Annotated in this window: 14 protein-coding genes and 1 riboswitch; of the genes, 6 read left to right on the top strand and 8 right to left on the bottom strand. The window is 49.1% G+C overall.

Annotated elements, in window-relative coordinates:
* Positions 1 to 8: 8 nt before the first annotated feature.
* The 3 genes from HB364_RS10090 to HB364_RS10080 all read right to left on the bottom strand — a co-directional run bounded on the left by HB364_RS10090 (position 9) and on the right by HB364_RS10080 (position 3,424).
* Positions 9 to 863, bottom strand: coding sequence for a sensor histidine kinase (locus HB364_RS10090; RefSeq protein ID WP_167287865.1), 855 nt, complete (start codon positions 861 to 863; stop codon positions 9 to 11).
* 291 nt (positions 864 to 1,154) lie between these two features.
* Positions 1,155 to 1,847 carry a sulfite oxidase-like oxidoreductase gene (locus HB364_RS10085; RefSeq protein ID WP_167287864.1) on the bottom strand — a complete coding sequence of 231 codons (693 nt, stop codon included), beginning with the start codon at positions 1,845 to 1,847 and terminating at the stop codon, positions 1,155 to 1,157.
* A 236-nt stretch (positions 1,848 to 2,083) separates the two neighbouring features.
* Positions 2,084 to 3,424 carry an alkaline phosphatase family protein gene (locus HB364_RS10080; protein ID WP_167287863.1) on the bottom strand — a complete coding sequence of 447 codons (1,341 nt, stop codon included), beginning with the start codon at positions 3,422 to 3,424 and terminating at the stop codon, positions 2,084 to 2,086.
* Positions 3,425 to 3,825: 401 nt separating this feature from the next.
* Between HB364_RS10080 and HB364_RS10075 the strand changes: the two genes are divergently transcribed.
* Positions 3,826 to 5,211, top strand: a complete 1,386-nt coding sequence (locus tag HB364_RS10075; protein WP_167287862.1) for an AlbA family DNA-binding domain-containing protein — start codon at positions 3,826 to 3,828, stop codon at positions 5,209 to 5,211.
* Positions 5,212 to 5,348: 137 nt separating this feature from the next.
* Here the strand turns inward: HB364_RS10075 and HB364_RS10070 are convergent, their stop codons facing one another.
* Positions 5,349 to 6,509, bottom strand: a complete 1,161-nt coding sequence (locus HB364_RS10070; protein ID WP_167287861.1) for a tetratricopeptide repeat protein — start codon at positions 6,507 to 6,509, stop codon at positions 5,349 to 5,351.
* Positions 6,510 to 6,620: 111 nt separating this feature from the next.
* Positions 6,621 to 6,763, top strand: a riboswitch (TPP riboswitch).
* 58 nt (positions 6,764 to 6,821) lie between these two features.
* Here HB364_RS10070 and pnuC point away from each other — a divergent pair.
* From pnuC to HB364_RS10050, 4 genes are all read left to right on the top strand, one after another.
* Positions 6,822 to 7,472 (top strand): nicotinamide riboside transporter PnuC, encoded by a 651-nt coding sequence (gene pnuC / locus HB364_RS10065; protein ID WP_167287860.1) that lies wholly within the window; start codon positions 6,822 to 6,824, stop codon positions 7,470 to 7,472.
* A 52-nt stretch (positions 7,473 to 7,524) separates the two neighbouring features.
* Positions 7,525 to 8,631: an acyl-CoA dehydrogenase family protein gene (locus tag HB364_RS10060; protein WP_167287859.1), complete on the top strand. Its 1,107-nt coding sequence runs from the start codon at positions 7,525 to 7,527 to the stop codon at positions 8,629 to 8,631.
* Positions 8,632 to 8,932: 301 nt separating this feature from the next.
* Positions 8,933 to 12,079: a SusC/RagA family TonB-linked outer membrane protein gene (locus HB364_RS10055; RefSeq protein WP_167287858.1), complete on the top strand. Its 3,147-nt coding sequence runs from the start codon at positions 8,933 to 8,935 to the stop codon at positions 12,077 to 12,079.
* Between the two features lie 9 nt (positions 12,080 to 12,088).
* Entirely contained in the window at positions 12,089 to 13,645 is a 1,557-nt protein-coding gene (locus HB364_RS10050) for a SusD/RagB family nutrient-binding outer membrane lipoprotein (RefSeq protein WP_167287857.1), read from the top strand.
* A 71-nt stretch (positions 13,646 to 13,716) separates the two neighbouring features.
* Here the strand turns inward: HB364_RS10050 and HB364_RS10045 are convergent, their stop codons facing one another.
* The gene (locus HB364_RS10045) at positions 13,717 to 14,862 is read right to left on the bottom strand and encodes a glycoside hydrolase family 130 protein (protein WP_167287856.1); all 1,146 of its coding nucleotides are present in this window, start codon (positions 14,860 to 14,862) and stop codon (positions 13,717 to 13,719) included.
* A gap of 147 nt (positions 14,863 to 15,009) precedes the next feature.
* On the opposite strand from HB364_RS10045, the gene HB364_RS10040 reads away from it, so the two are divergent.
* On the top strand, positions 15,010 to 15,429 hold the full coding sequence (locus HB364_RS10040) for a DUF3788 family protein (protein WP_167287855.1): 420 nt from the start codon (positions 15,010 to 15,012) through the stop codon (positions 15,427 to 15,429).
* A gap of 82 nt (positions 15,430 to 15,511) precedes the next feature.
* Here the strand turns inward: HB364_RS10040 and HB364_RS10035 are convergent, their stop codons facing one another.
* The 3 genes from HB364_RS10035 to HB364_RS10025 all read right to left on the bottom strand — a co-directional run bounded on the left by HB364_RS10035 (position 15,512) and on the right by HB364_RS10025 (position 21,263).
* Positions 15,512 to 16,399, bottom strand: a complete 888-nt coding sequence (locus HB364_RS10035) for an aldo/keto reductase (RefSeq protein ID WP_167287854.1) — start codon at positions 16,397 to 16,399, stop codon at positions 15,512 to 15,514.
* A 219-nt stretch (positions 16,400 to 16,618) separates the two neighbouring features.
* Positions 16,619 to 18,505: a monovalent cation:proton antiporter-2 (CPA2) family protein gene (locus HB364_RS10030; protein WP_167287853.1), complete on the bottom strand. Its 1,887-nt coding sequence runs from the start codon at positions 18,503 to 18,505 to the stop codon at positions 16,619 to 16,621.
* 34 nt (positions 18,506 to 18,539) lie between these two features.
* On the bottom strand, positions 18,540 to 21,263 hold the full coding sequence (locus tag HB364_RS10025; protein WP_167287852.1) for an exo-rhamnogalacturonan lyase family protein: 2,724 nt from the start codon (positions 21,261 to 21,263) through the stop codon (positions 18,540 to 18,542).
* Between the last annotated feature and the right edge of the window lie 79 nt (positions 21,264 to 21,342).

Raw genomic sequence — 21,342 nt, 5'->3', positions numbered from 1 at the left:
TATACGGGTCAGGCAGGTAAATAGTTGTATATATCACTGCTTTTGTTGGCTGTATGCTGACTATTGGCACTGTAGGTTTTCTGCGGAACTTCTATGAACACGCTGGTGCCCCTGCCCGGCGCGCTATCTATGGATATATTGCCCTGTATGATGGCAATGCGTTTTTTCATATTGCCCAGCCCCATCCCCTTGTCGCCACTGGTTAGCGATGCGGCAGATTGCTCAAAGCCTTTCCCGTTATCAGTTACGGTAACGAGCAATTTGTCTTTCCGGCAATCCATACCCACCTCAATAACAGAGGCTTCAGCATGTTTTACAATATTATTGAGCAATTCCTGCACTACCCGGAACAACACCAGCTCTGTTTCCGGCTGGCTCTTACACCAGGATTCTGACATGTGAAAGCGGGTGGTATATAATCCTGTTTTCTCCAGGAAATGAAGCTGGTATTCTATGCAGGCTGCCAGCCCGGCCTCTTTAATAAAATCGGTGTTGAGCGCTTTGGCAAGGTGACGCAGGTCCATGATGGCTTTGGAGATGAGCTCTTTTGATTCGGCCAGTTTATTCTGCGTTTCCTCCACCTTATGCAGGTCAATGGTATTGATGTTGAGCTTCACAAAGGTCAGCGCCTGCCCGATGTTGTCATGAATTTCCTGGCTGATGTTCTGAATAGTTTGTTCCTGTAACTCCAGTTGGGTTTTGAGCAATTGTGTTTCCTTTTCATTCCCAATATATAGCTCCTGCTGTGCAGCGCTGTTCTTGTTTTTCTTTATGTACTTCATGAGCAGGATGAAGCTTGCCGTTATGCTTATGACAAGCAAGGTGGCAGTCAGGAATACATTAATAACGTCGTTGATGGACATAGATGTTTAGTAGTTAACAGTCCTCTTGTGCTAACAGGCTCCCCGTGCAAATGCTATGAACGCATTTACAAAGGATATGGTGACATCTATTTTCATTGAGGGAATGGGATAAGGGGGTTGTACTAACAGAGCAGAAGAATTACAACACTAATATAAGCGTATAATACAATACATACAAACGTAGAACCACTGTTTTTACGCACATATGATAGAATTGACGCAGTATGAAGCTAACAGGGAAACGAAGCAGGCCGATTAAATGATTTTAGTCAATATTCCAGCAGGTATTAGTTAACTATAACGGTCATTGCGCCAGGGATAGGCTGTATTGGAATAGCCTCTTTCTTCCCAAAAGCCCAATACATTGTGGGACAGAAATTGTATGCGGCTGATCCATTTGGAACCCTTCCAGGCATAGAGTTGCGGTGTGATCATGCGTACAGGTCCGCCATGTTCTTTGGGTAATGGGTTTCCTTCCACAGTATGTGCCAGCAATACATCAGGCTTCAGGGCTTCTTCGAGCGAAACGTTGGTAGTATAATCATCATAGCCATAACATAAAATATGGGTGGCTGTTTCTTTGGGTTGTACCAGGGCGGCCAGATCAAGCAGGCGCACGCCTCGCCAGTTCATGTCCAGTTTGGACCAGGTAGTCACGCAATGGAAGTCGGAAGTATCATCGGTTTGGGGGAGTGCCATGAATTCATCCCAGTTTAGTTGAACAGGATGTTCCACCTCTCCGTCCAGTGTGAGCCGCCATTCGTGTAAGGGTATATCGGGTTGAATGCCGAGGTCGAGCACGGGCCATTTTTTGGTTACGACCTGCCCGATGGGTACCACCGGCATGCCATGGCGATTGGGCTTACCAGACCCCAGGGGCCTATCATCTGCCACAGAAGGAGTTGATTGTATTTTGTCCTCAAAGCGGGCTTTGAGTTTCATGCGTGCTTCCACTACCCTTTTTAGTTTGTCAGATTCTTCCATGTGCGGCGATTTACCTGATAAATTTACCTTGATTTTTTGATAGCAGGAGGCCCTTTCCGGGTATTAACAAGAGAAACGATGAGATGTACAAGAGAAGTTGTGAGCTCGGGCTGCGGGTCGTTTGCTTCGATAGCCGCAGAGTCCCCTGCGGGAGACTCTGCGGGGAAAAAGATGTACAACGAAAAAGGTGAGCCACCTTTGGAGGGCGACCCACCTTTTTACTATGATTGAAACGATTAATTCTTTTTCAGGATACCGGCAGGGGCTTTGGAGGAAGTAGTGAAGTCAAGGCCCAGCAGTTGTGCTACCACCGGGGCAATATCAGTAAGGTTCATTTCATTGATGATGACTCCCTTTGACAAACCGGGGCCATACGCCACAAAGCCTGTCTGTATTTCTTTAAAATCGGGATAATAACCATGCGTGCCACCCTTGGCAGGTTTTACGATGGCGCCTGTGGCAGCGCCGCCAATGGTAACATTCCCTACAGCTGCAATAGCCAGGGCCGCATGCGGATCGGCGCCCACCTGATCCAGTTGCTTGCGCTCTATTATTTTGAATAGCTCCTTTTGTTCCTGCGGCAAACTGTTGAGCAATTGACGCACCTGGTTAAGCGTTTGCACATCATTCTTATCTTTCAGGTGCAGGAAGGCGGAGCCTCCTGAAGGATAGAACTGCGCTTTCCAGTCGTCTTTCTTAACATCTTTCATAAGGCCATTCTGCGCCAGCAGCACATTGGGATTGAAAGCCGTATTGATGTTTACAAAACCATGATCACCGGTAACGATGATGGCCGTACTGTCTTTAATACCGGCACGCTCCAATGCCTCTATAATGGTGCCCAGCGCCCTGTCGGCCCCGGCTACTGCACGCCGTACGAGGTAACCATCCCGGCCCTGTGCATGCTCGTAGTGATCTGTACAGGCGAAGTGCAGGGCAGTGAGCGCTGGTTTGTAGGTTCTGATGATGTAGGCGCCCATGCGGGCTACATTCTCATCCATGACCATTTCTTCCTTTACCATATTAAAGTCTGCAGCTTCCAATACACCGGTAGCTTTTTCCTGTAGTTCCTGCCACAGGCCGGCAGGTGTGGTATTGGCGGCCGTGATCTCCCGGCGGTCGGTCTTTATTTTGGGCGACCATACATCGGGTACATTGTAATCAATAGGCCCTCCTACTGTTACGGGCCATATTACGTTGGCCGATTTGCGACCTGCCTTATGTACTGCATCAAAGAGTGTAGGTGTTTTGATTGCATCGTAATTAAAGTACCACTGTCCGCTGGCTCCATTGGGCTCAAAAGGAGCATTGTAATACACACCATGCCGGGCAGGCGTAGCGCCGGTGATGATGGTGGTGTGGTTGGGATAGGTAACGGAGGGGAAAACACTGTTCACACCCCGGGCGCAAACACCACTGTCTTTCATCATACGCAGGTTGGGCGTACCCCAGGAAGCATCCATATAAAAATCCGGACGAAAGCCATCAATGGTAATCAATACTACATATTTGGCTTGCTGCGCCCATGAATAAGCGGCCAGCAGTGATGCAAAAGATAAGAGAATATATTTCTTCATTGCTAGAGGGTTCATTTACAGAAAAGTACGCAATATATAACAGGATGGGAGGGAAAGACAGTCTTTATAATAAATTAACGCAATCGTTTGCTGTCGTGCAGGATTCTGCCGGGTATATATTAAAAAACAGCGGGCCGCTTAAAAGCGGGCCGCTGGTTTTTAACTGTGACGCGTGTTCAAGTACCTTTTATTGGAGCAGGGTTGATATGTAGTATTCCACCTAAAGAATTATTCCCGGAAAAGTTACTTTCGTAATTTGGATATTTCCACTATCGTCTATTAGCATAACGATCTCACACTGCGTAAGCCCTATCTTTTTTTAATAAACTATACTTTTATAAACCGGGTATAACAACTCAGGCTGTACTGATATAAGTGCAGCATCACATACGCTTATAATTATGACATCACGGGAACTGGAATTACTAATACAAGAGAAAGAAGGCTACACTATTGAGTATAAGCAATCATTTCCTTCCAAACTTAGTGAATTAGCAACTGAGTTATGTGCTTTTGCCAACGCCGCAGGAGGCGTATTGCTCGTAGGAGTAAATGACAAACAGCAAATCACAGGTGTTACACTGGATAACACGCAACGCTCAAGGATACAGGGTGTGATTAATTTAATCGATCCTGCTATTCCTATAAAGGTGTGGGAACGACCAGTAAATGGCAAGACTATACTCTGTTTTGATTGTCCCGCCGGGGAACAAAAACCCTATGCTGTATCGGGAAGTATTTATGTTCGCAATGGCCCGAACTCTGAAAGAATAATTTCCATTGAACAGATGCGAAAGTTTTTTCAACATTCTGATAGTATATTTTTTGATACAGCTCCCTGTACATCCTTCAGGTATACTGAGGATTTCGATTCTGATTATTTTAAAGAGTTTACCGAAAAAGCTGGCATTACAACTAATATTCATGAGCATAGATTACTGGAAAACCTGAAACTTATTACCCCTGATAAAAAGTTCACGAATGCTGCTGTATTGTTTTTTGCCAAAAACGTACAAGACCATATTGACCATGCTATTCTCCGATGTGTTCTTTTCAAAGGGACAGACAAACGATATATTCTCGATAGTAAAGAGATTACAGGCAACCTTGTAGTGCAATATGAGGAGGCATTGAAATATATCATTTCAAAATTAAACCTGCGATACGATATAGAAAGCGAGGACGGCGGCCCGCGCAAAGAAATACTTGAAATTCCTGAAACGGCTTTCAGAGAAGCGTTGGCAAATGCACTTTGCCATAGAAGCTATTATGATAAGGGAGGTGTAACAATGGTAGAGATATATGACGACAGGGTGGAAATCAGTAATCCGGGAGGGTTAGTAAGTACAATTACACCAGAGGAGTTTGGGACAAAAAGCTTTTCCAGAAACCCGTTAATTTTTGGGTTAATGCAGCGGATTGCCCTGGTTGAAAAAGTAGGATCGGGTATTAAGCGCATGCGGGATACGATGAAAGAAGTTAATCTGATAGAACCTACCTTTCAAATAGGCGGCTTTTTCACCGTCATTTTCTATCGCCCGGTTGCCTTTGAAAAATGGTTAGAAGGCTGGAGTTTGCATTTAAACACTCCGCTTATTAAGATATTACTGGCAATTCAAGAACAGGAAAGAATTACCAAACCCCAATTATCAAATGTAATTGGACAAGGAAAGACCTCTGTAGATAATCATATTACCAAATTGCGCAACTTAGGCCTTCTTACAAGAGAAGGATCAGACAAATCGGGCAAGTGGCTAATCAATCAAATACCGCCACCAACAACATGATCTTGGGTGGTAAAGTGGGTGGTAAAAAACTGTGGCGCCTGCCTACACACAAGACCTATTAATGTATAAATGAGCATATTATGAATACTTAATAAAATTCCTGGTAAGCATAAGTGGGCGGCAAAGTGGGTGGTAAATTATTTCTTCGGCTTCTTTTTGCCCCACCGTTCCTTTACGTAGGCATAGGCTCTTTTTTCGTCGGGGGCTTCGGGCTTAGCGAGAGCCAGATAGCGGGTATAGTACTGGCGTGCGAGGGCTTCATTTTTGAGTTCCGCCTCATAGATACGGCCGCAATTGTATAACGCCAGCGGTGCTTTAAAGAGATAGAAGGCGGTATCATAGGCAGCCACTGCTTTTTTGAATTGCCGGGTGGCTTCATGGTTTTGCCCGAGATCGAAATAATACATTTCCGCATTTTTGGAGATGGCTTTCCCGAGGCATATTTCCAGCATCTCATTGCTCTTCTTATAGTCTTTTAATTTGGCCAATGCTTTTGCCTCATAGTAATAAACAGCTTCCACGTTCAGTTCCATGCTGAACATGTACTCGCATACACGAATGCAATCTTCATACTGCTGCAGGTTGTAGTAGCCCAGCACCACTTTGGTAAGGGTGTTTAAGCTTACTTCCTGAAGCCGTATTAACCTTTCGCCCGGCACCGGAATGCTTTTGTAGTCTTTGGCTTCATAGGCGCTCCTGATCCGGGATTTCAGCACGGACATATTCAAAGAGTCGCGCGCCAGTCCTATTTCGAGGAGACTATCTGCCTTCGTATAGTTTTTAATATCAATGAGTGTTTCCGCCAATGACACAAGGTTCTTGTAATCACCCGGCGCCAGTGCATAGGCCTGATTCAGGTATAGTAAAGCGGAATCTTTCATTTTGGCACGACTGAGCAGCTCGCCCAGTCCGCGATGGTACTGGGCCTTATCCGGCTGCAGCCGGATAAGGCGGCCCAGGAAGTTCATGGCTATATCCGGATCCCTGTTGTAATAGATGGTAGCGAGATAATGATTGGCAGTAATATTGTTAGAATCAAGATCAAAAAGCTTCCAATAACACTGCTGCGCCCGTAGGATATCCTCATTCATATAATAGGCATAGCTCAACAGGCGCAGGGCCTGTGCATTGGCAGAATCACTGCCGATAACAGGCTGCAGGTAGCTGATGGCCTCTTCGTATTGCTGCTCCTCGAAAAGGTTCTGTACTTTGTTTTTGTCAAGGGCGGAAGGTTGCGCCATCACGGTAAGCGCCATACACAAACTGATCACACAGGATACAACAGGTTTACAGATCATAATTCGATTGGTTTAAATATCACCGGGTATTGATTGGGAGCTGTGATGCACAGCATGGTTAAATCCATAAAAGAAAATCCATTTTTTCTTTTTAGCCTTATCTTTGCCCCCTTACGACTCAAGGGGTGCCTTGCTTCGCGGTACAAACGGGAGGCTGAAAGAAAGGCTGAGATTATACCCATTGAAAGAAGCAATGCTTCTTTCAGACACCTGATCCGGATAATACCGGCGTAGGGATGAGGAATAATACTTACTAATGCGTTTAATGCGCATACCATCTCCCTTTGGGTTCATACTATTTAATTGTTTTGTATGAACGTATCAGAATGGTTCACTTTACTGGGACAACAATTAGCCGCTACTCCCTTTATACAATGGCTGGCCCTGGCGCTTGGCGTATCAGAAGTACTTTTTGCCAAAGCCAATAAGATCTGGCTGTACCCTACCGGTATTGCAGCTACCAGCCTCTCTATTTTTATTTTGTTTGAAGCCGGTCTGTACGCCGAATGCCTGCTGAATGGCTATTATATTGTGATGAGCGTGTATGGCTGGTGGCACTGGGTGAAAAAGAAACATTTACCGCCGGTAAAGATCTCGCGCTGTAACCGGCGTGAATGGATGATCGTATTGCTGATCGTGCTGGTTGGCTTTGTGGTGTTTTCCCTCTCCCTGAAACACCTCACCGGTTCTACAGTACCCTTTTGGGATGCCTGGGTAACCTGTACCGCCTGGGCAGGCATGTGGTTACTGGCCAAACGGAAGATCGAGAACTGGATATTACTGAATATATCAAATGCCTTTGCTGTGCCCCTATTACTGCACAAACAATTGCCTTTGTATGCGGCGCTGACTACCTTCCTGTTTATTGTAGCGATACTGGGATATAGGAAGTGGAGTAAGATATTGAAGAAAGAATCCAGGATTCAGCATCCGGAAGCCAGGAGCCTGAGTGCAGAGGTTTGAGGGTTTCGCGTTTGAGGCTACAGGTTTAACGTTTCACATTTTTGTATTTATTATGAGCACACCATCACATCCATCTGTTGTTATAGTTCCTGAAGTGGTACAGGCCATCCGTGATTTATCTGCCGAAGCAGAAAAGGCCGGCCGGCTGCATGATGAACAACTGGCGATTATTTATGCACAGCGCTGGTTTAATTTATTTGTACCTGCCGCCTATGGCGGACTGGCTCTCCCCCTGCCGGAAGCCCTGCGCATAGAAGAAGCACTGGCATGGACAGATGGCAGCACGGGATGGACGGTAACCCTGTGCAGCGGGGCCAACTGGTTTGTCGGCTTCCTTGAACCATCGGCAGCGCAGGAAGTATATAACAACAGTAAGGTATGCCTGGCAGGAAGCGGCAAGGCTTCGGGTGTTGCCAAAGTTACCGCCCATGGTTATGAGATCACCGGCGAATGGAACTATGCTACCGGCACACCCCATGCCACCGTATTTACTGCCAATTGTGTGATAGAAAAGGATGGCATTACCCTGCAGGACCTGGCAGGTGGTCCGCTGGTGCAGTCTTTCTGGTTTCACCGGGAAGAAGTGACGATCCGGGAAAACTGGCAGCCTACCGGTATGATCGCTACTGCCAGTAATGGGTTTGCCGTAAACAGGCTGACCGTTCCTGCCAACAGAAGTTTTGTGCTTCAACCAGGCCGGGCTGTTTTAACCGACCCTGTTTATCATTTTCCTTTCCTGCAGTTTGCCGAAGCCACGCTGGCCGTTAATTATTCCGGTATGGCCATACGTTTCCTGGACCTTTGCCATGATTTATTTGCAGAGAAGATAAACCACCCCAATGGCAGCACTCCCCTCCCGCCTTTGACAGCTATGCTGCAGGAAGCAACAGCAACACTTCAACAGGCAAGAACACAATTCTATACAGCCATTACCCGGTCCTGGGCAATGATGTTTTCCCAACAAACTGTAACTGATATTTTATTACAGGAGATGAGCCATACCAGCCGGCGCCTGGCCACGATTGCCCGGCAACAGGTAGATGCCTTGTATCCTTTCTGTGGCCTTACCGCTGCCAATCCTTCCACAGCGATCAACCGTGTATGGCGCGATCTGCATACAGCCAGCCAGCATACGTTGCTGGTTTATCCGCAGGAGTAAACCATAAAAAGCTGCCCTTCCCGGTGCAGCAATCTATACGTAACTTTCGTCTTACAATAGATTGTATACCAATCCGGCTTCGACAGGCTCAGCCTGACAAGCATTCCCCCTGCCTAATGCCGTACAAACAATTGCACAACCCTGCAGGCTGAAAAGCTAAAAGAACCGACACCCATTGCAACCACTGCAAAAACCGGCATTGATATAAGGACTAACGCGTTTATAACAGACAGGCCGTTCTGAAAAGGATGGTTTGTATAAACCACCGTTTCTATTGTTAACCAAAAACTATCACTCAGGTATGCAAAATTGCCACACACGCCCGCATGCTTATGCACGGTCCGGAAAAAGAAGGCTGCTCCGGATTATGCGCATGACCGCTATTTTCCTGTTAGCAGGAATGCTGCATGCAGCAGCACAAAACATTACCGGAACTGTTCTCGATGAAAAGAATGCGCCTGTAGAGGGCGCTTCCGTCTTTTTAAGACCCGGCAGCCGGGGCACTGTTACGAACAAGGACGGCAGGTTCACGTTCAGCCAAGTAAATGCCGGCACGTACACACTGGAAGTATCGTATGTAGGTTATCCCATGACCACCGAATCTGTGACTGTAAATGCCAATAGCCCTGCCACGGTAACGATCCAGTTGCAGGGAGACGATGGGAAAACAGAAACTGCTGTGGTGGTAACTGCTTTTGGCGTAACACAACAAAAACGGGCATTGGGTTATTCCGTGCAGGAAGTGAAAGCACAGGCACTAACAGAATCGCACCAGAGCAACCTGGTGAATGCCCTGCAGGGCAAGGTGGCCGGTGTACAGATCACCAATTCCGGCGGCGCTCCCGGCGCTTCGGCCATTATGTTGATCAGGGGTGGTACTTCCTTAAGCAGTAATAACCAGCCGCTGTATATAATTGATGGCATCCCGATGGATAACAGCACGGCCGTGACCCAGGGCACTAACCTGGTAGGTCAGTCGGCTCCTCCTTCCAACCGCGCCATTGACCTCAACCCGGAAGATATACAGAGCATTACTGTATTGAAAGGACCGGCCGCGGCCGCCCTGTACGGCCTGCGCGCTGCCTCCGGCGCTGTGGTCATCACTACCAAGAAAGGTGTTGCCGGAAAAGCAGTTATTAGTTATTCAGGTACAGCCTCCTTTGATCATGTGAGCCGGTTGCCCGATATGCAAAGCACGTATAAACAAGGAGAGCAAGGTGTTTTTAACCCCGCTTCTACCGGTTCCTGGGGACCGGCATTTACTGCCGGAGAGCCCATTTATGATAACCTGGGTAATTTCTTTCAATCAGGCTTTACCCAGCGGCATGATGTTTCGGTGAGCGGCGGCAATGATAAGACTACTTTTTATGCATCGGGTTCTTTCTTTGACCAGGATGGTATTGTGAAAAATACCGACTTCACCCGTAAATCATTCCGTGTATCGGCCGATACAAGGGTGAGTGATAAATTTAAAGTAGGTGGCAGCGCCAGTTATGCAAGGACCGACCGGCGTTATGTATTGCAGGGAAAAGGTGTTGCTGAAGCAACCTCCACCACGACGAGTGGCGGTGGTACGATGCTGGGCGTGATCTTCTGGCCAAAGAATGACGATATGCGCAATTACCTGAAGCCGGACGGTACACAAAGAACAATTGTAGGGACAGATAATCCCTATTGGGGTATTGAAAACAATCCTATCACAGATGATGTGGACCGGTTTATTTTTGTAGGTAATGCCATTTATGACCCCTTCAAGTTCCTGAATATTACTTACCGGCTGGGAACAGATTATTACACGGATAATTTTTCCAGTGTGCGTGCTGCTGGCACTACGATTATCGGGGAAGAAAGAGGAGCCATCTCCCAGAGTACCCGCAACAACCAGATCACTACTTCCACGCTGCTGGTAACCGGCAAGCACGCTATTAATGATATTAACCTGAGCCTTACGTTGGGCAATAATGTGGAAGTATATAAATCGCAAACAGAATTCTGGTACGGCCGTAATTTCATCAACCCTACTTTCCCCAGTATTAATAATACGCTGACAACAGATAGAACAGTTTCACAAAGCATCCAGCAGCGCAGGATCGTTGGTGTGTTTGGTGATTTCAGTGCCGACTGGAAAGGCATTGCTTATGTGAATGTACGCGGCCGGAATGACTGGTCGTCTACCCTGCCTGTGAATGCGCGGTCATTCTTTTATCCCGCATTCAGTGCCTCTGTTGTAGTGACCGACCTGCTGGAAGAACTGGGTTCAACCGTTACGGGTAAGGTACTGTCATATGGTAAGATCAGGGCCTCCTGGGCCAGGGTAGGTAAAGATGCGCCACCCCATGTGCTGGCCACTACCCTATCAAATGTAACCAATACATTTACGATCAACCCACGCGGATTTATCCTGAACTCGAATGATTATTTTGGTAACCCTACCCTGCGTCCTGAGTTCACCAATTCCCTTGAGCTGGGTGGTGAGGTACGATTCCTGGATAACCGGCTGGGTCTTGATTTCACGTATTACAGAACGCTCTCCGACGACCAGATACTGGCCACCCGCACGCCACCTTCTTCCGGTTCTTTCCTGGCTTACCTGAATGGAGGATCCATTAGGAATAAGGGCGTGGAGCTGATGATCAACGGAACGCCTATTAAGAATAAAGATCTTACCTGGACGGTAGACCTGAATTTTGCGAAGAATACAGCTACGGTAGAGTCATTGCCGGGTGCATTGGACCGTGTGGAGTTGTCCGACGCCTGGGCAGCAGGTAACGTAGCGCAAGGCGCCGCCTTCCTGTATGGTAGTTTGTTTGGCATTAATGGCAATGTATGGAAGCGGAATACTGCCGGCCAATTGCTACTGGCTAATAACGGCTATCCGCAGGTACAATCTACTCTTCAAAGTATTGGTGACCGTAACCCTGACTGGGTGGGTGGCCTGACGAATACAATCAATTATAAGAATTTCTCACTGGCCTTTATGTGGGATGTGCGTATTGGTGGAGCTATTTATAATGCCACTGAAAACTACCTGGTGCGTGCGGGGCTCAGCACTAAAACACTGAAGCGCGGCAGTACGATGGTATTTGATGGCATTATAGAGTCTACCGGCGCCAAGAACACCCAATCGGTGGTACTGGACCAGAATTATTATCAAACTATTTATCCATTCCAGGGCTATGATTTCGTAGAAGACGGATCGTGGTACCGCATGCGGTATGCCACGCTCACGTATTCCCTGCCTAAGAAACTACTGGGCAGAACGCCTTTTACGAATGCACAGGTATCTGTTACGGGACGTAACCTGATCCTGATTACGGATTATTCCGGCGTTGATCCTGAAGTATCGGGCAGTGGCGCCGGTGTAGGCGGCACCGGCTCTTTCGGTTTTGACAACCTGGGTATTCCTGCTACCCGTGGTGTGGACATCAGTTTGAAAATATCACTCTAAAATTCGTTTATGAAGCACGTAATGAATAAGATCAGTTATGTTATTATATCGGTGTCTTTGCTGGTTGCCAGTTCCTGTAAAAAGTTCCTGGATGTAAACAAAGACCCTAATAATCCTACGGCCATGCCGGCCCATAACCGGCTGATAGGCGCTATCACTACTACTAATGGTTCTTCCATGTGGAGAGGGGCCCGCGAAATAGCTGGCACGACACAATATGGGGTTACCAAACTGCTCACCGGTACCAACCGCAATGCAGAGACCTGGCGCTTTACCGCCAGCTATTTCTTCTGGCAGAATGCTTATGTATTCACCATGCCCAATTGTGTGGACCTGATCGTGCTGGGCAAGAAAGAGAACAACCTGCATTTTGCCGGCGCCGGCCAGGTGCTGCTGGCCTTGAACCTGGGTATGCTTACCGACCAGTACGGCTCTATTGTAGCCAGTGATTTTTATAATGGCGAAGGCCAGATCAACCTGCTGCCCAAAATGGACGATCAACCTACCGTATACCGCTATATTGATTCCTTGCTGGCAGATGCTGTTACCAAGTTTGATGGTCCCAATACCACGCCGTTGAATTTCAGTGGCGGTGATATTCTATTCCAGGGCGATGTAAATAAATGGAAGCGCTTTGCGTGGTCACTCCGCGCGAGGTATATGAACCACCTGTCTAAAAAAGGAAACCTGTACAACAGCGCCAATATTATTGCGGCCTGCCAGAATGGTTTTAATGCAGATGGTATGGATGCGCAATTCCCTTACCTGGGCACCGGACAGCAAACAGATCAAAACCCGTGGGCAAGCTGGGGTGGTTTTACGAGTGCTACTGATCCGCGCTATTTTACCTGGTCGCAGTTCTTTGTGAATATACTGACGAAGTTCCCGGTGACGGAAACGCCTTTCCAGGACCCACGCATCAGCCGTATTATGAAGCCTGCCGCTTCAGACGCACAATACCGTGGCCTGCGGTCCGGCGCGGGGCTGGCTGGCGGACAGGATGGCACCGGTACTTTCACCAGTGAGAATGACTATGGCCGTTTTAGCAGAAGCGGTTATTACACAGATAGTATTTCGCCATTCCCTTTTATTACTTATTCAGAAGTGAAGCTGATACAAGCGGAAGCAAGTCTGCGGGGAAATGATAAAGCGGGCGCCCTGGCCGCTTACCGGGAGGGCGTAACAGCCAATATGCGCAAGCTGGGTGTAACTGCCGGAGACATCAATGCCTATTGGACTGCCCAGGATGCTGATGGGCTGAGCACGCATTTTGATAACCTTACACAGGGACTGAGCCATATTATGCGGCAGAAGTATATTACGCAATGCCTCAATCCTGAAACCTGGGTGGATATGCGGCGCATGGATTACAGTACGGCTATTTATGGCCCATCACTCAGGCGACCTGCGAATCTCAACACAGTGATCTTTGATGCTGCCAATCCCAATCAATGGATACGCGGCATGGTGTATGAAACGAATGAACAGAACCGCAATCCGGAAGCAGTGGGTGATAATTCAGAAAGGTACCGGCTGCTGACACCATTGTGGTGGGATACGCCTTAGAAAGCAAGTGGTGAATAGCGAGTGGCAAGTGGTGGATTACTGCTTGCTACTCGCTACTTACCGCTTATTTTTTATTTTGCTGCCGGATCGTAGACGGCTACTGCCACACGGGAATCGGCGCAGCCGTAATAGAGGAACCATTTGTTGTTGAAATAAACAAGCCCTTCTATAAACACGGTACCGGCCGGATACTGGCCGCTCTTTTCAAAGCTTTCCGAAGGCACCAGGAAAGGCTGATCATCACGCGCTATTACTTTGAACGGATCATTAGCATCCATGAGCACCCGGCCGGCGCAATAGCTTTTGGGCGTATACCGTGGATCGCCATTGCCTTCTTTGCTGTTCTTACCATTGTACAATAACAAGATACCTTTATCGGTTAACAGCGCCGGTGGGCCACACTCGGTAAGATCACTATCAAAGTAACCTTTCCGCGGTGCAATGACCGTTTTGAGGTTTCCTTTTTCATCCAGCACCGGCTCCCAGTTGATGAGATCGGTAGAAGTGGCCATGCTTACCTTGTACTCACCCCAATACAGGTGGTACTTACCGTGTATTTTAGCAATGACCAGTTTACCATTTTTCAGGGTGGTTATAATAGACGCAGATTTGGTAGGCGTATTAAAGAATTTGCCCCCGTGCGCTTTTTTGAAAGCAGGGCCATGTTTGGTCCAGTTTATAAGATCGCGTGAAGTAGCCACCCCAATACGCGGTACCTTCCTGTTCCACTGTGTATACAATACAACATAAGTACCCTCTTCCGTTACTGCTATACGCGGGTCTTCGCATCCTCCAGGCCATTCCATTTCTTTCTGTGCATCTTTATCAGGATATAATACCGGTGCGGGCCGCCTGGTGAATGTGAGCCCATCTTTACTGGCCGCGAGGCCAATGCGTGATGTACGAAAACCAATGCCTATCCCATATTTATCTTCTGCGCGGTATAGTACATACAGGGTGCCATCCTTTGCAATAGCCGCAGGATTGAAGGTGTCATTGGATTCCCAGTCGACCTGCTTCTCATTCATAGGACACCAGAAACGGGTGATGCTATCGGGAGCAATAACAGGGTTCACGTGCGGTGGCCGGATAAAGTTGCCCAACGGCCATTGACTATTTTTTGTTGCCGTTGATTGCGACCAGGCAGGTAATACAACTATTAACAAGAGAAGACCCAGGAGCCAGACTCGTTTTTTTCCTATAGCAGGTAACAGCATGCAAGCAGGTTGAGGTGAAAGAATCGTTGTATTCGGATTTGCCATTATTTGTGGACAGTAAAAATAAGGGAATACCCGTCATTATGCAACGGGTTCACACTATATACTATCATTCATCCGTTTAGATTACTCCTTAAAACCTGCAACTTGTACAGCCCTATTTTTCCAGACCAGGCCAAAAAGCCTGTACATAAGCTATTCCGGGATGCGCTGGATGACACCTACGATCATTGGTGCAACATCAGAGAGTATGTGTTCCAAAACCGGCCGGGGTCAGAGGAATTGTGGCATTTCAATCCCAAGGCTGGCTGGCATGTGCGGGTGAGGTATCATAAACGGGTGATCATATACTGTATTCCCTGTAACAGTTTCTTTGCCATCCTGCTGGTACTGGGTGAGAAGGCAATGCGGGAAGCCATGAAGAGTAATTTATCAGACGATACCCTGCAGATCATCCAGACAGCCCGCACCCATACGGAAGGTTCCAGCTTTTATATTGAAGTGAAAGACGATAGCCTTATTAAGGATATTAAAAAGCTGCTGGCTATTAAGTTGTTTCTGAAGTGATGATAACCGCAGAGTCCTCCCGCTGTTACGGGACAAGCTCTTCGGGAGACTCTGCGGGGAAGTAAAAAGATAGAGACGTTTATTAAATACCTCTTGAAGCATTGTAGAGTTCGTACCAATCCTGGTTATCGAGATCAATGTTGAATGCATTGACGATGTTCCGGATTCTTTGCTCGCTGGTGGTGCCAATGAGTGGCAGGGCTCCCAGCTTTACCAGCCAGGCGACTGCTATGGATTCCTGATCGGCATTGTATTTTTTACCTATTTCCTGCAACTTGCTGCGCACCCGTACGGCCTGCTCTGTGTTGCCATTGGCAATCTCCCCGGCAGCCAGCGGCGCAGAAGCGAGCGGACGCATGTAGCGTTGCTTGCTGTAATCCACCTGGCCATTGTCGAGCGCCGTAGTATTTAATAAGCTAAGCTCAACATGATTGGTCACCAGCGGAGCCTTCAGGTAAGAAGCCAGCAACTGGTGCTGGAATACCGAGAAGTTGACCACGCCAATGTTTTTGACTTTGCCAGACTCCTTCAGCCTTTGCAGGGTGAGGGCTGTTTCCTCGAGGTTAGAGATCGGATCAAGGTTATTGAGCAGGAAGATATCTATGTAATCCGTCCTGAGTTTTTTCAGTGAGTTGTTAACACTTTGGAGGATATGGTCTTTAGAGGTATTACAATGCCGGATGCGTATGTCGGGCCGGGAAGGATGCGGTTCCAGTAAGCCGCATTTGGTGAAGATCACGAGGTCTTCGCGTTTCACCGTACCCTGCGCGATGACATTGCCAAACAGTTCTTCACATTCATATCCGCCATAGATATCAGCATGATCAAAGGTATTGATGCCTAATTCCAGACAGAGGTTAATGTTTTTTTCCATTGCCATTGCCTTGTTGTCTACTTCATGCCAGCGGTAAAAGCCATAGATGGCCGGTGATACTTTGGGTCCTGCGTCACTTAAATAGATCTTTTTCATCTTGTTGTTTAATCTGGTTAATAAGGATACGTATCAGGGGTGGGAAGATAGTAATTTCTACTGAAATTATAGACTGGGAAAAGGCGGCAATCGTGAATCGGCAGTCGGCAATACGTTTGCTTCGATCCTTTTGCTTCGATAGCAGATTTCTCATCCCGCCTGCATCGCCACAAGGCCAGTGCGCAGGCGGGATTCGAAATGACAAAGAAGAGAGAATCGTTATTGTGCGAGGCGGACCTGGTCTTCGGCAGGCTGTTCGCCGGGGAGTTGTTGTTGCTCTTGCCTGGGTTCCTGCACAACGCGGTCGGCCTGTACAAGCATGGTGAGCTCTTCCATATTCCTGCGGGCCGCACTGATGTATTCTTCATCATTACGGATGGTGGAGAGGTATTTGAGGGCCTTTTCGTCGTGTACGAAGAATGTTTTGGCCGACCTGTCGGCAATTTCGTTAGAATACCCCAGCATTTTCATGACATCCACCCCCACCCGCAGGCTGGTATCGAGGGTTTCCCGGTAGATGTACAGCATACCGGCATTCATGAGGTCATAGGCATCATAGCGGTTGGCAGACCGTACGAGCATCTGCAGATTGGGGAAATGCTTTTTGATGGTCTCGATCATCTCCAGGCGTTTTTTCTGATCGCCAATGGCAATGACGATGAGCTTTGCCTTATGGGCGCCTGCTATCGCCAGCAGATTGGACCGGCTGGCATCACCATAGTATACTTTATAACCTATGCGCCTAAGCCAATCTACGTTGTCACTATCGGTATCGAGGATGGTGGCGCCAATATTATTAGCACGCAGAAAACGGCCAATGGTATTGCCAAAGTGACCATAGCCCGCAATGATGACCGGGTTATCTTCTTCCTGCACATCACTTTCCCTTTCCGCCGGCGCGACACCTATTTTACAAATACGGGACTGCACCCATTTTTCATTGAGCATCATAAGCAGCGGCGTAAGCGCCATGCTGACGGCCACTACGGCTGTCATGGTATCGGTGATTTCTTTAGACAGGATGCCTCCCTGGAAGGAGAAGCTGATGAGCACGAAAGCAAACTCCCCTATCTGGCTAAGGCCAAAGCTGAAGGTGAAGTTCTGCGAGGTACTCATCCTGAACGCTTTCCCCACGATGAAGAGTATGATGGTCTTGAGGAATAAAACGCCCAATACCAGTATGGCTATAAAGAAGGGACGGGCTATGAGCAGCGAGAAATCAATGGAGGCGCCCACTGCAATGAAGAAGAGACCCAGCAATAGTCCCTTGAAAGGATCAATATCTGTCTCCAGTTCATGGCGGTATTCGCTATTGGCCAATACCACTCCTGCGAGGAAGGTACCGAGGGCCGGACTGAGACCTACGGTCGTCATGAGTACCGCAATGCCCACCACAAGGAGTAAGGCGGTGGCGGTAAACATTTCGCGCATGCCTGTTTTGGCAATGAGGCGGAATACCGGGCGCATACCGTAACGGCCGGCCACGATGATGAGTAATACTGAGCCCAATACCATGAGCGTTTGCGCCCAGGCAGGCAGTCCGCCGGCAAGGCCGGTATTGTGCAGGCTTGACGCTGCATTGGCCGGTTCACTGGCCAGCAGCGGAAAGAGGGCCAGCATCGGGATGACGGCAATGTCCTGGAATAGCAGTACCGCAAAGGAACTTTGCCCGGCGGCAGATTGCATTAATCCCTTTTCCTGGAGGGATTGCAATACGATGGCCGTGGAAGAGAGGGATACGATCATCCCAAGGGCCAATGCCTCCTGCCATTGCACCCGGAAAAAGGCAGTTATACCTGCTACTACCATGGCTGTGATGACTACCTGCATGCCGCCCATGCCAATGATGGAACGGCGAAGGCGCCAGAGACGGGAAGGCTCCAGCTCAAGGCCGATGACAAATAACATCATGACAACGCCGAATTCGGCAAAGTGCATGAGGTCCTGCCCTTCTTTACCAATGAGTTTCAGCCCTGCGGGCCCAATGATGATGCCTGCTATGAGGTAACCCAATACAGAACCGAGGCCGAGCCTTTTGGCGATGGGTACCATGATGACTGCTGCAGCCAGGTATAACATGGCCTGGAAGAAGAATGTATCCTGCATACGCACATAAACTTTTAGTGACCGGAATTTACAATTATTTATCCGGTAAGGCCGGCCCGATGATACCCAGCAGGATGAGTGCGGTGAGGCCCCATTGCGCTACAGCATTGGTGGAGATGTTGTCCGCTTCCTCTACGGGGTTGAGCACCTGCGGCCCCTGCAGGTGTTTTATAGCCGGCATGGGATTACGTATGCCTGCGCCGCCTTCGAAGAATTCGTTCCAGGCGCGGGCCGCCAGGGCGGTATCCTGTTTACACCGGGCCGCAAAGGCCGTAAGCCGGGCATGCGCCTGCCGCAGGTTGAGCTTACCAAGATCGCTTCCGAGCGCAGCGCGCTGCTGCTCCGCAGAAGCATTGTACAGCTCACAATATTGAAGCCATGCTTTTTCAAAAGCCGGAATGTCAGTTAATGCGATGAGCTCTGCACAAATTTCTGCCAATCCGAACACGGCGCTGAGGTGGGATGCCTGCGGTTTTGCCTTTTTGGTAAGCTGAAATTTACCGGTGGCGAGCTCCATATCGGCCGCACCGGAGAAGAAGCCATAAGGTTGCTGACCGATGGTGCGCATGCTATTGAACAACCTCTCCCTGCTATGTGCATTGCCCGTGCGCTCCCATTCGGTGAGCCAGGCTGCGGCAATGGCTCCCCAGTCGGTACCAAAAGCCACGTTGGCATAGCCGGCGGCGGTGGCGGCCTGCTGTCCTACTTTGCGGCCGGGCACGATGTGGTGCAGGGTGCGGACGGCCTCTACCTGTTCGCGCATCAGATCGCCCACACGCTCATCGGCAGTGAGGTAATAGTAGAAGCGGCGGTTGGCCACGGTGCTGATGCGCAGTTGCTTGGCGCTGCAGCCCCAGTGCTGCACGTTGTGACGGGAGCCAAGGGGACTGAACCTGCCGAGGTGGTGCACATCTACTTCACCGGTATGCCTTGTCATGGCCTCGGCCATCCGGAATACATCGGCACGGCCGGTATAGAGGAAGTAATACCATAACCAGAGATCGGTAGACAGTTCGGAGTTGTCCCAGGCGAAACCTCCAATATCATATTTCCATACATGGCGGTCGCGGTCGTAGGAGTGCATTACATCGCCATAGTTCCAGAAACCATACCAGTGGTGCTGATCCACCTGCTGCCGGTAGTAATTAAAGTACCCATCCAATTGCTTTTCGAGTGTTGCTTTCTGATCGGAGTTGCCGGATTGTTGATACCAACTCATACCGAATACGCCTGCGGTGGTGAAGGTAGCTGGGGTGGCCACCAATAAAGGAGGCTGCTGCAGGGCAGCAGCGAGCTGTGCAAACTGCTGCGCCGAAGGCGTAACAGGCAGTATGTGTACTTGCAACTCGCTGGTACGGGCCACGCCTAACGGTGTACCAAAACCGGGTTCATAATCTTCATAGGTAATTTCGAGGCCTTCACGCTGCTCTGTGAAAGTATCCTGCCCCATGCCATCGTGGTAAAAGCGGAGGTCCATGGCGCCAGCCTTGGGAGCCCATAGCCAGGCGGTGAGCTCGCCTTTTTCTGTATGCGCATTGCGGATATCGAATTGGGCCGGATAGCTTTGCCAGCAATTGCGGATGCCAAGCGCTATGCCACCGGATGGTGTGCCCAGGTAAACGAGGCCTTCGGAGCGTGTGCCATGAGCGGCTTGTATCCATCCATAACCTGCACGGGTACGTTTTTGAATGTCGAAGGCGTTGGGTGAGGACTGGAATAAGGTATAATCGCCAAAGGCGGGAATGTATTGGAGGCGCTGCGCCACGGCTTCCGGAAAACTGCTCAGCAGTGGTGTGGTCTGGCCTGCCACCTGGGCTGTGGTGATGTTTTTGCCCGGATCGCGGCGCAGGCCAGTGAGTCCGCGCACGGCTTCGGCAAAGACGCCCTGCCCGGCACCGGCAAAACGGATGTGGCGGTTGTGCAGCTCTTCCTGCAGTGGTACGGTGAAGCGGATGCCTAGGCCACTGATGAAATCTTTTTGCTCATCACCATCATAGATGATGGTGTGCAGGACGCGCAGGGCATCGCTGTCCTTGTAAAAATATAAACGCAGTATGAAGGGCAGCCAGACGCGGCCGGTTGCATTGGTATGACGGCCTTCTATTTTTACTACTGACCTGATGGGGCCATTTTGTTCGAGGGTTATTTTGTCTATGCTTCCGGTAAACTGTACCGTATTGACAGGCTCGCCCGGATCATTATCGGGGTTGCTGCGGGTAAGCAGTACAAGCTTTCCTTCCTGCGCGATTGTTTTTCCGTTACGCGCCAGCGATTGAATGATGACAGCCCCTTTTTTATTGATGACAGTTTCTATAATACCTGTGCGTATGGTGATAGCCTCAGCACTTTCTGTGGCCAATGGAGCAGTGCCTGTTGTGGGCGCCTTCTGTGGCATGAGCAATAAGTTATCAGGCGGTGTGTTTTGCCAGGTGGTGGCGTGGGCTGTCCATTTGAGCGAGCCATCGGGCCAGTAAGCGAGTGGCCATGATTGCAGGGGTAGCTGTTCACCGGCAGCCTGCTGCAAACCGAAGTCGGTAGTAGCGGGTACTGCACCTTTGGGCCAGGGAACACCGAAGGTGACGCCGCCGGTCAGTGTGGGCGCTTTGCCATCGAGCCATTGCAGGGGTACCGGCGTGGGCAGTGGCGATTCCTGTGCTGCTGCCATTACGGGCAGTGCACCGGCTACCGGCAGGCCGGCTGCGAGCACCATAGAATGTTTTACGAAATCACGGCGGGTGAAAGCAGGCTTTTTATTCATCGTTAGCGGGTAAGATTGGGTGATGGACAAATGTATAAGATGGGACAGGTTTGACCATCCTGCATCGTCTGTCCGGCTA

Source organism: Paraflavitalea devenefica (assembly GCF_011759375.1).
GTDB lineage: Bacteria > Bacteroidota > Bacteroidia > Chitinophagales > Chitinophagaceae > Paraflavitalea > Paraflavitalea devenefica.
The sequence above is the reverse complement of the archived record's forward strand: the minus strand, read 5'-3'. Positions and strand labels throughout refer to the sequence as shown.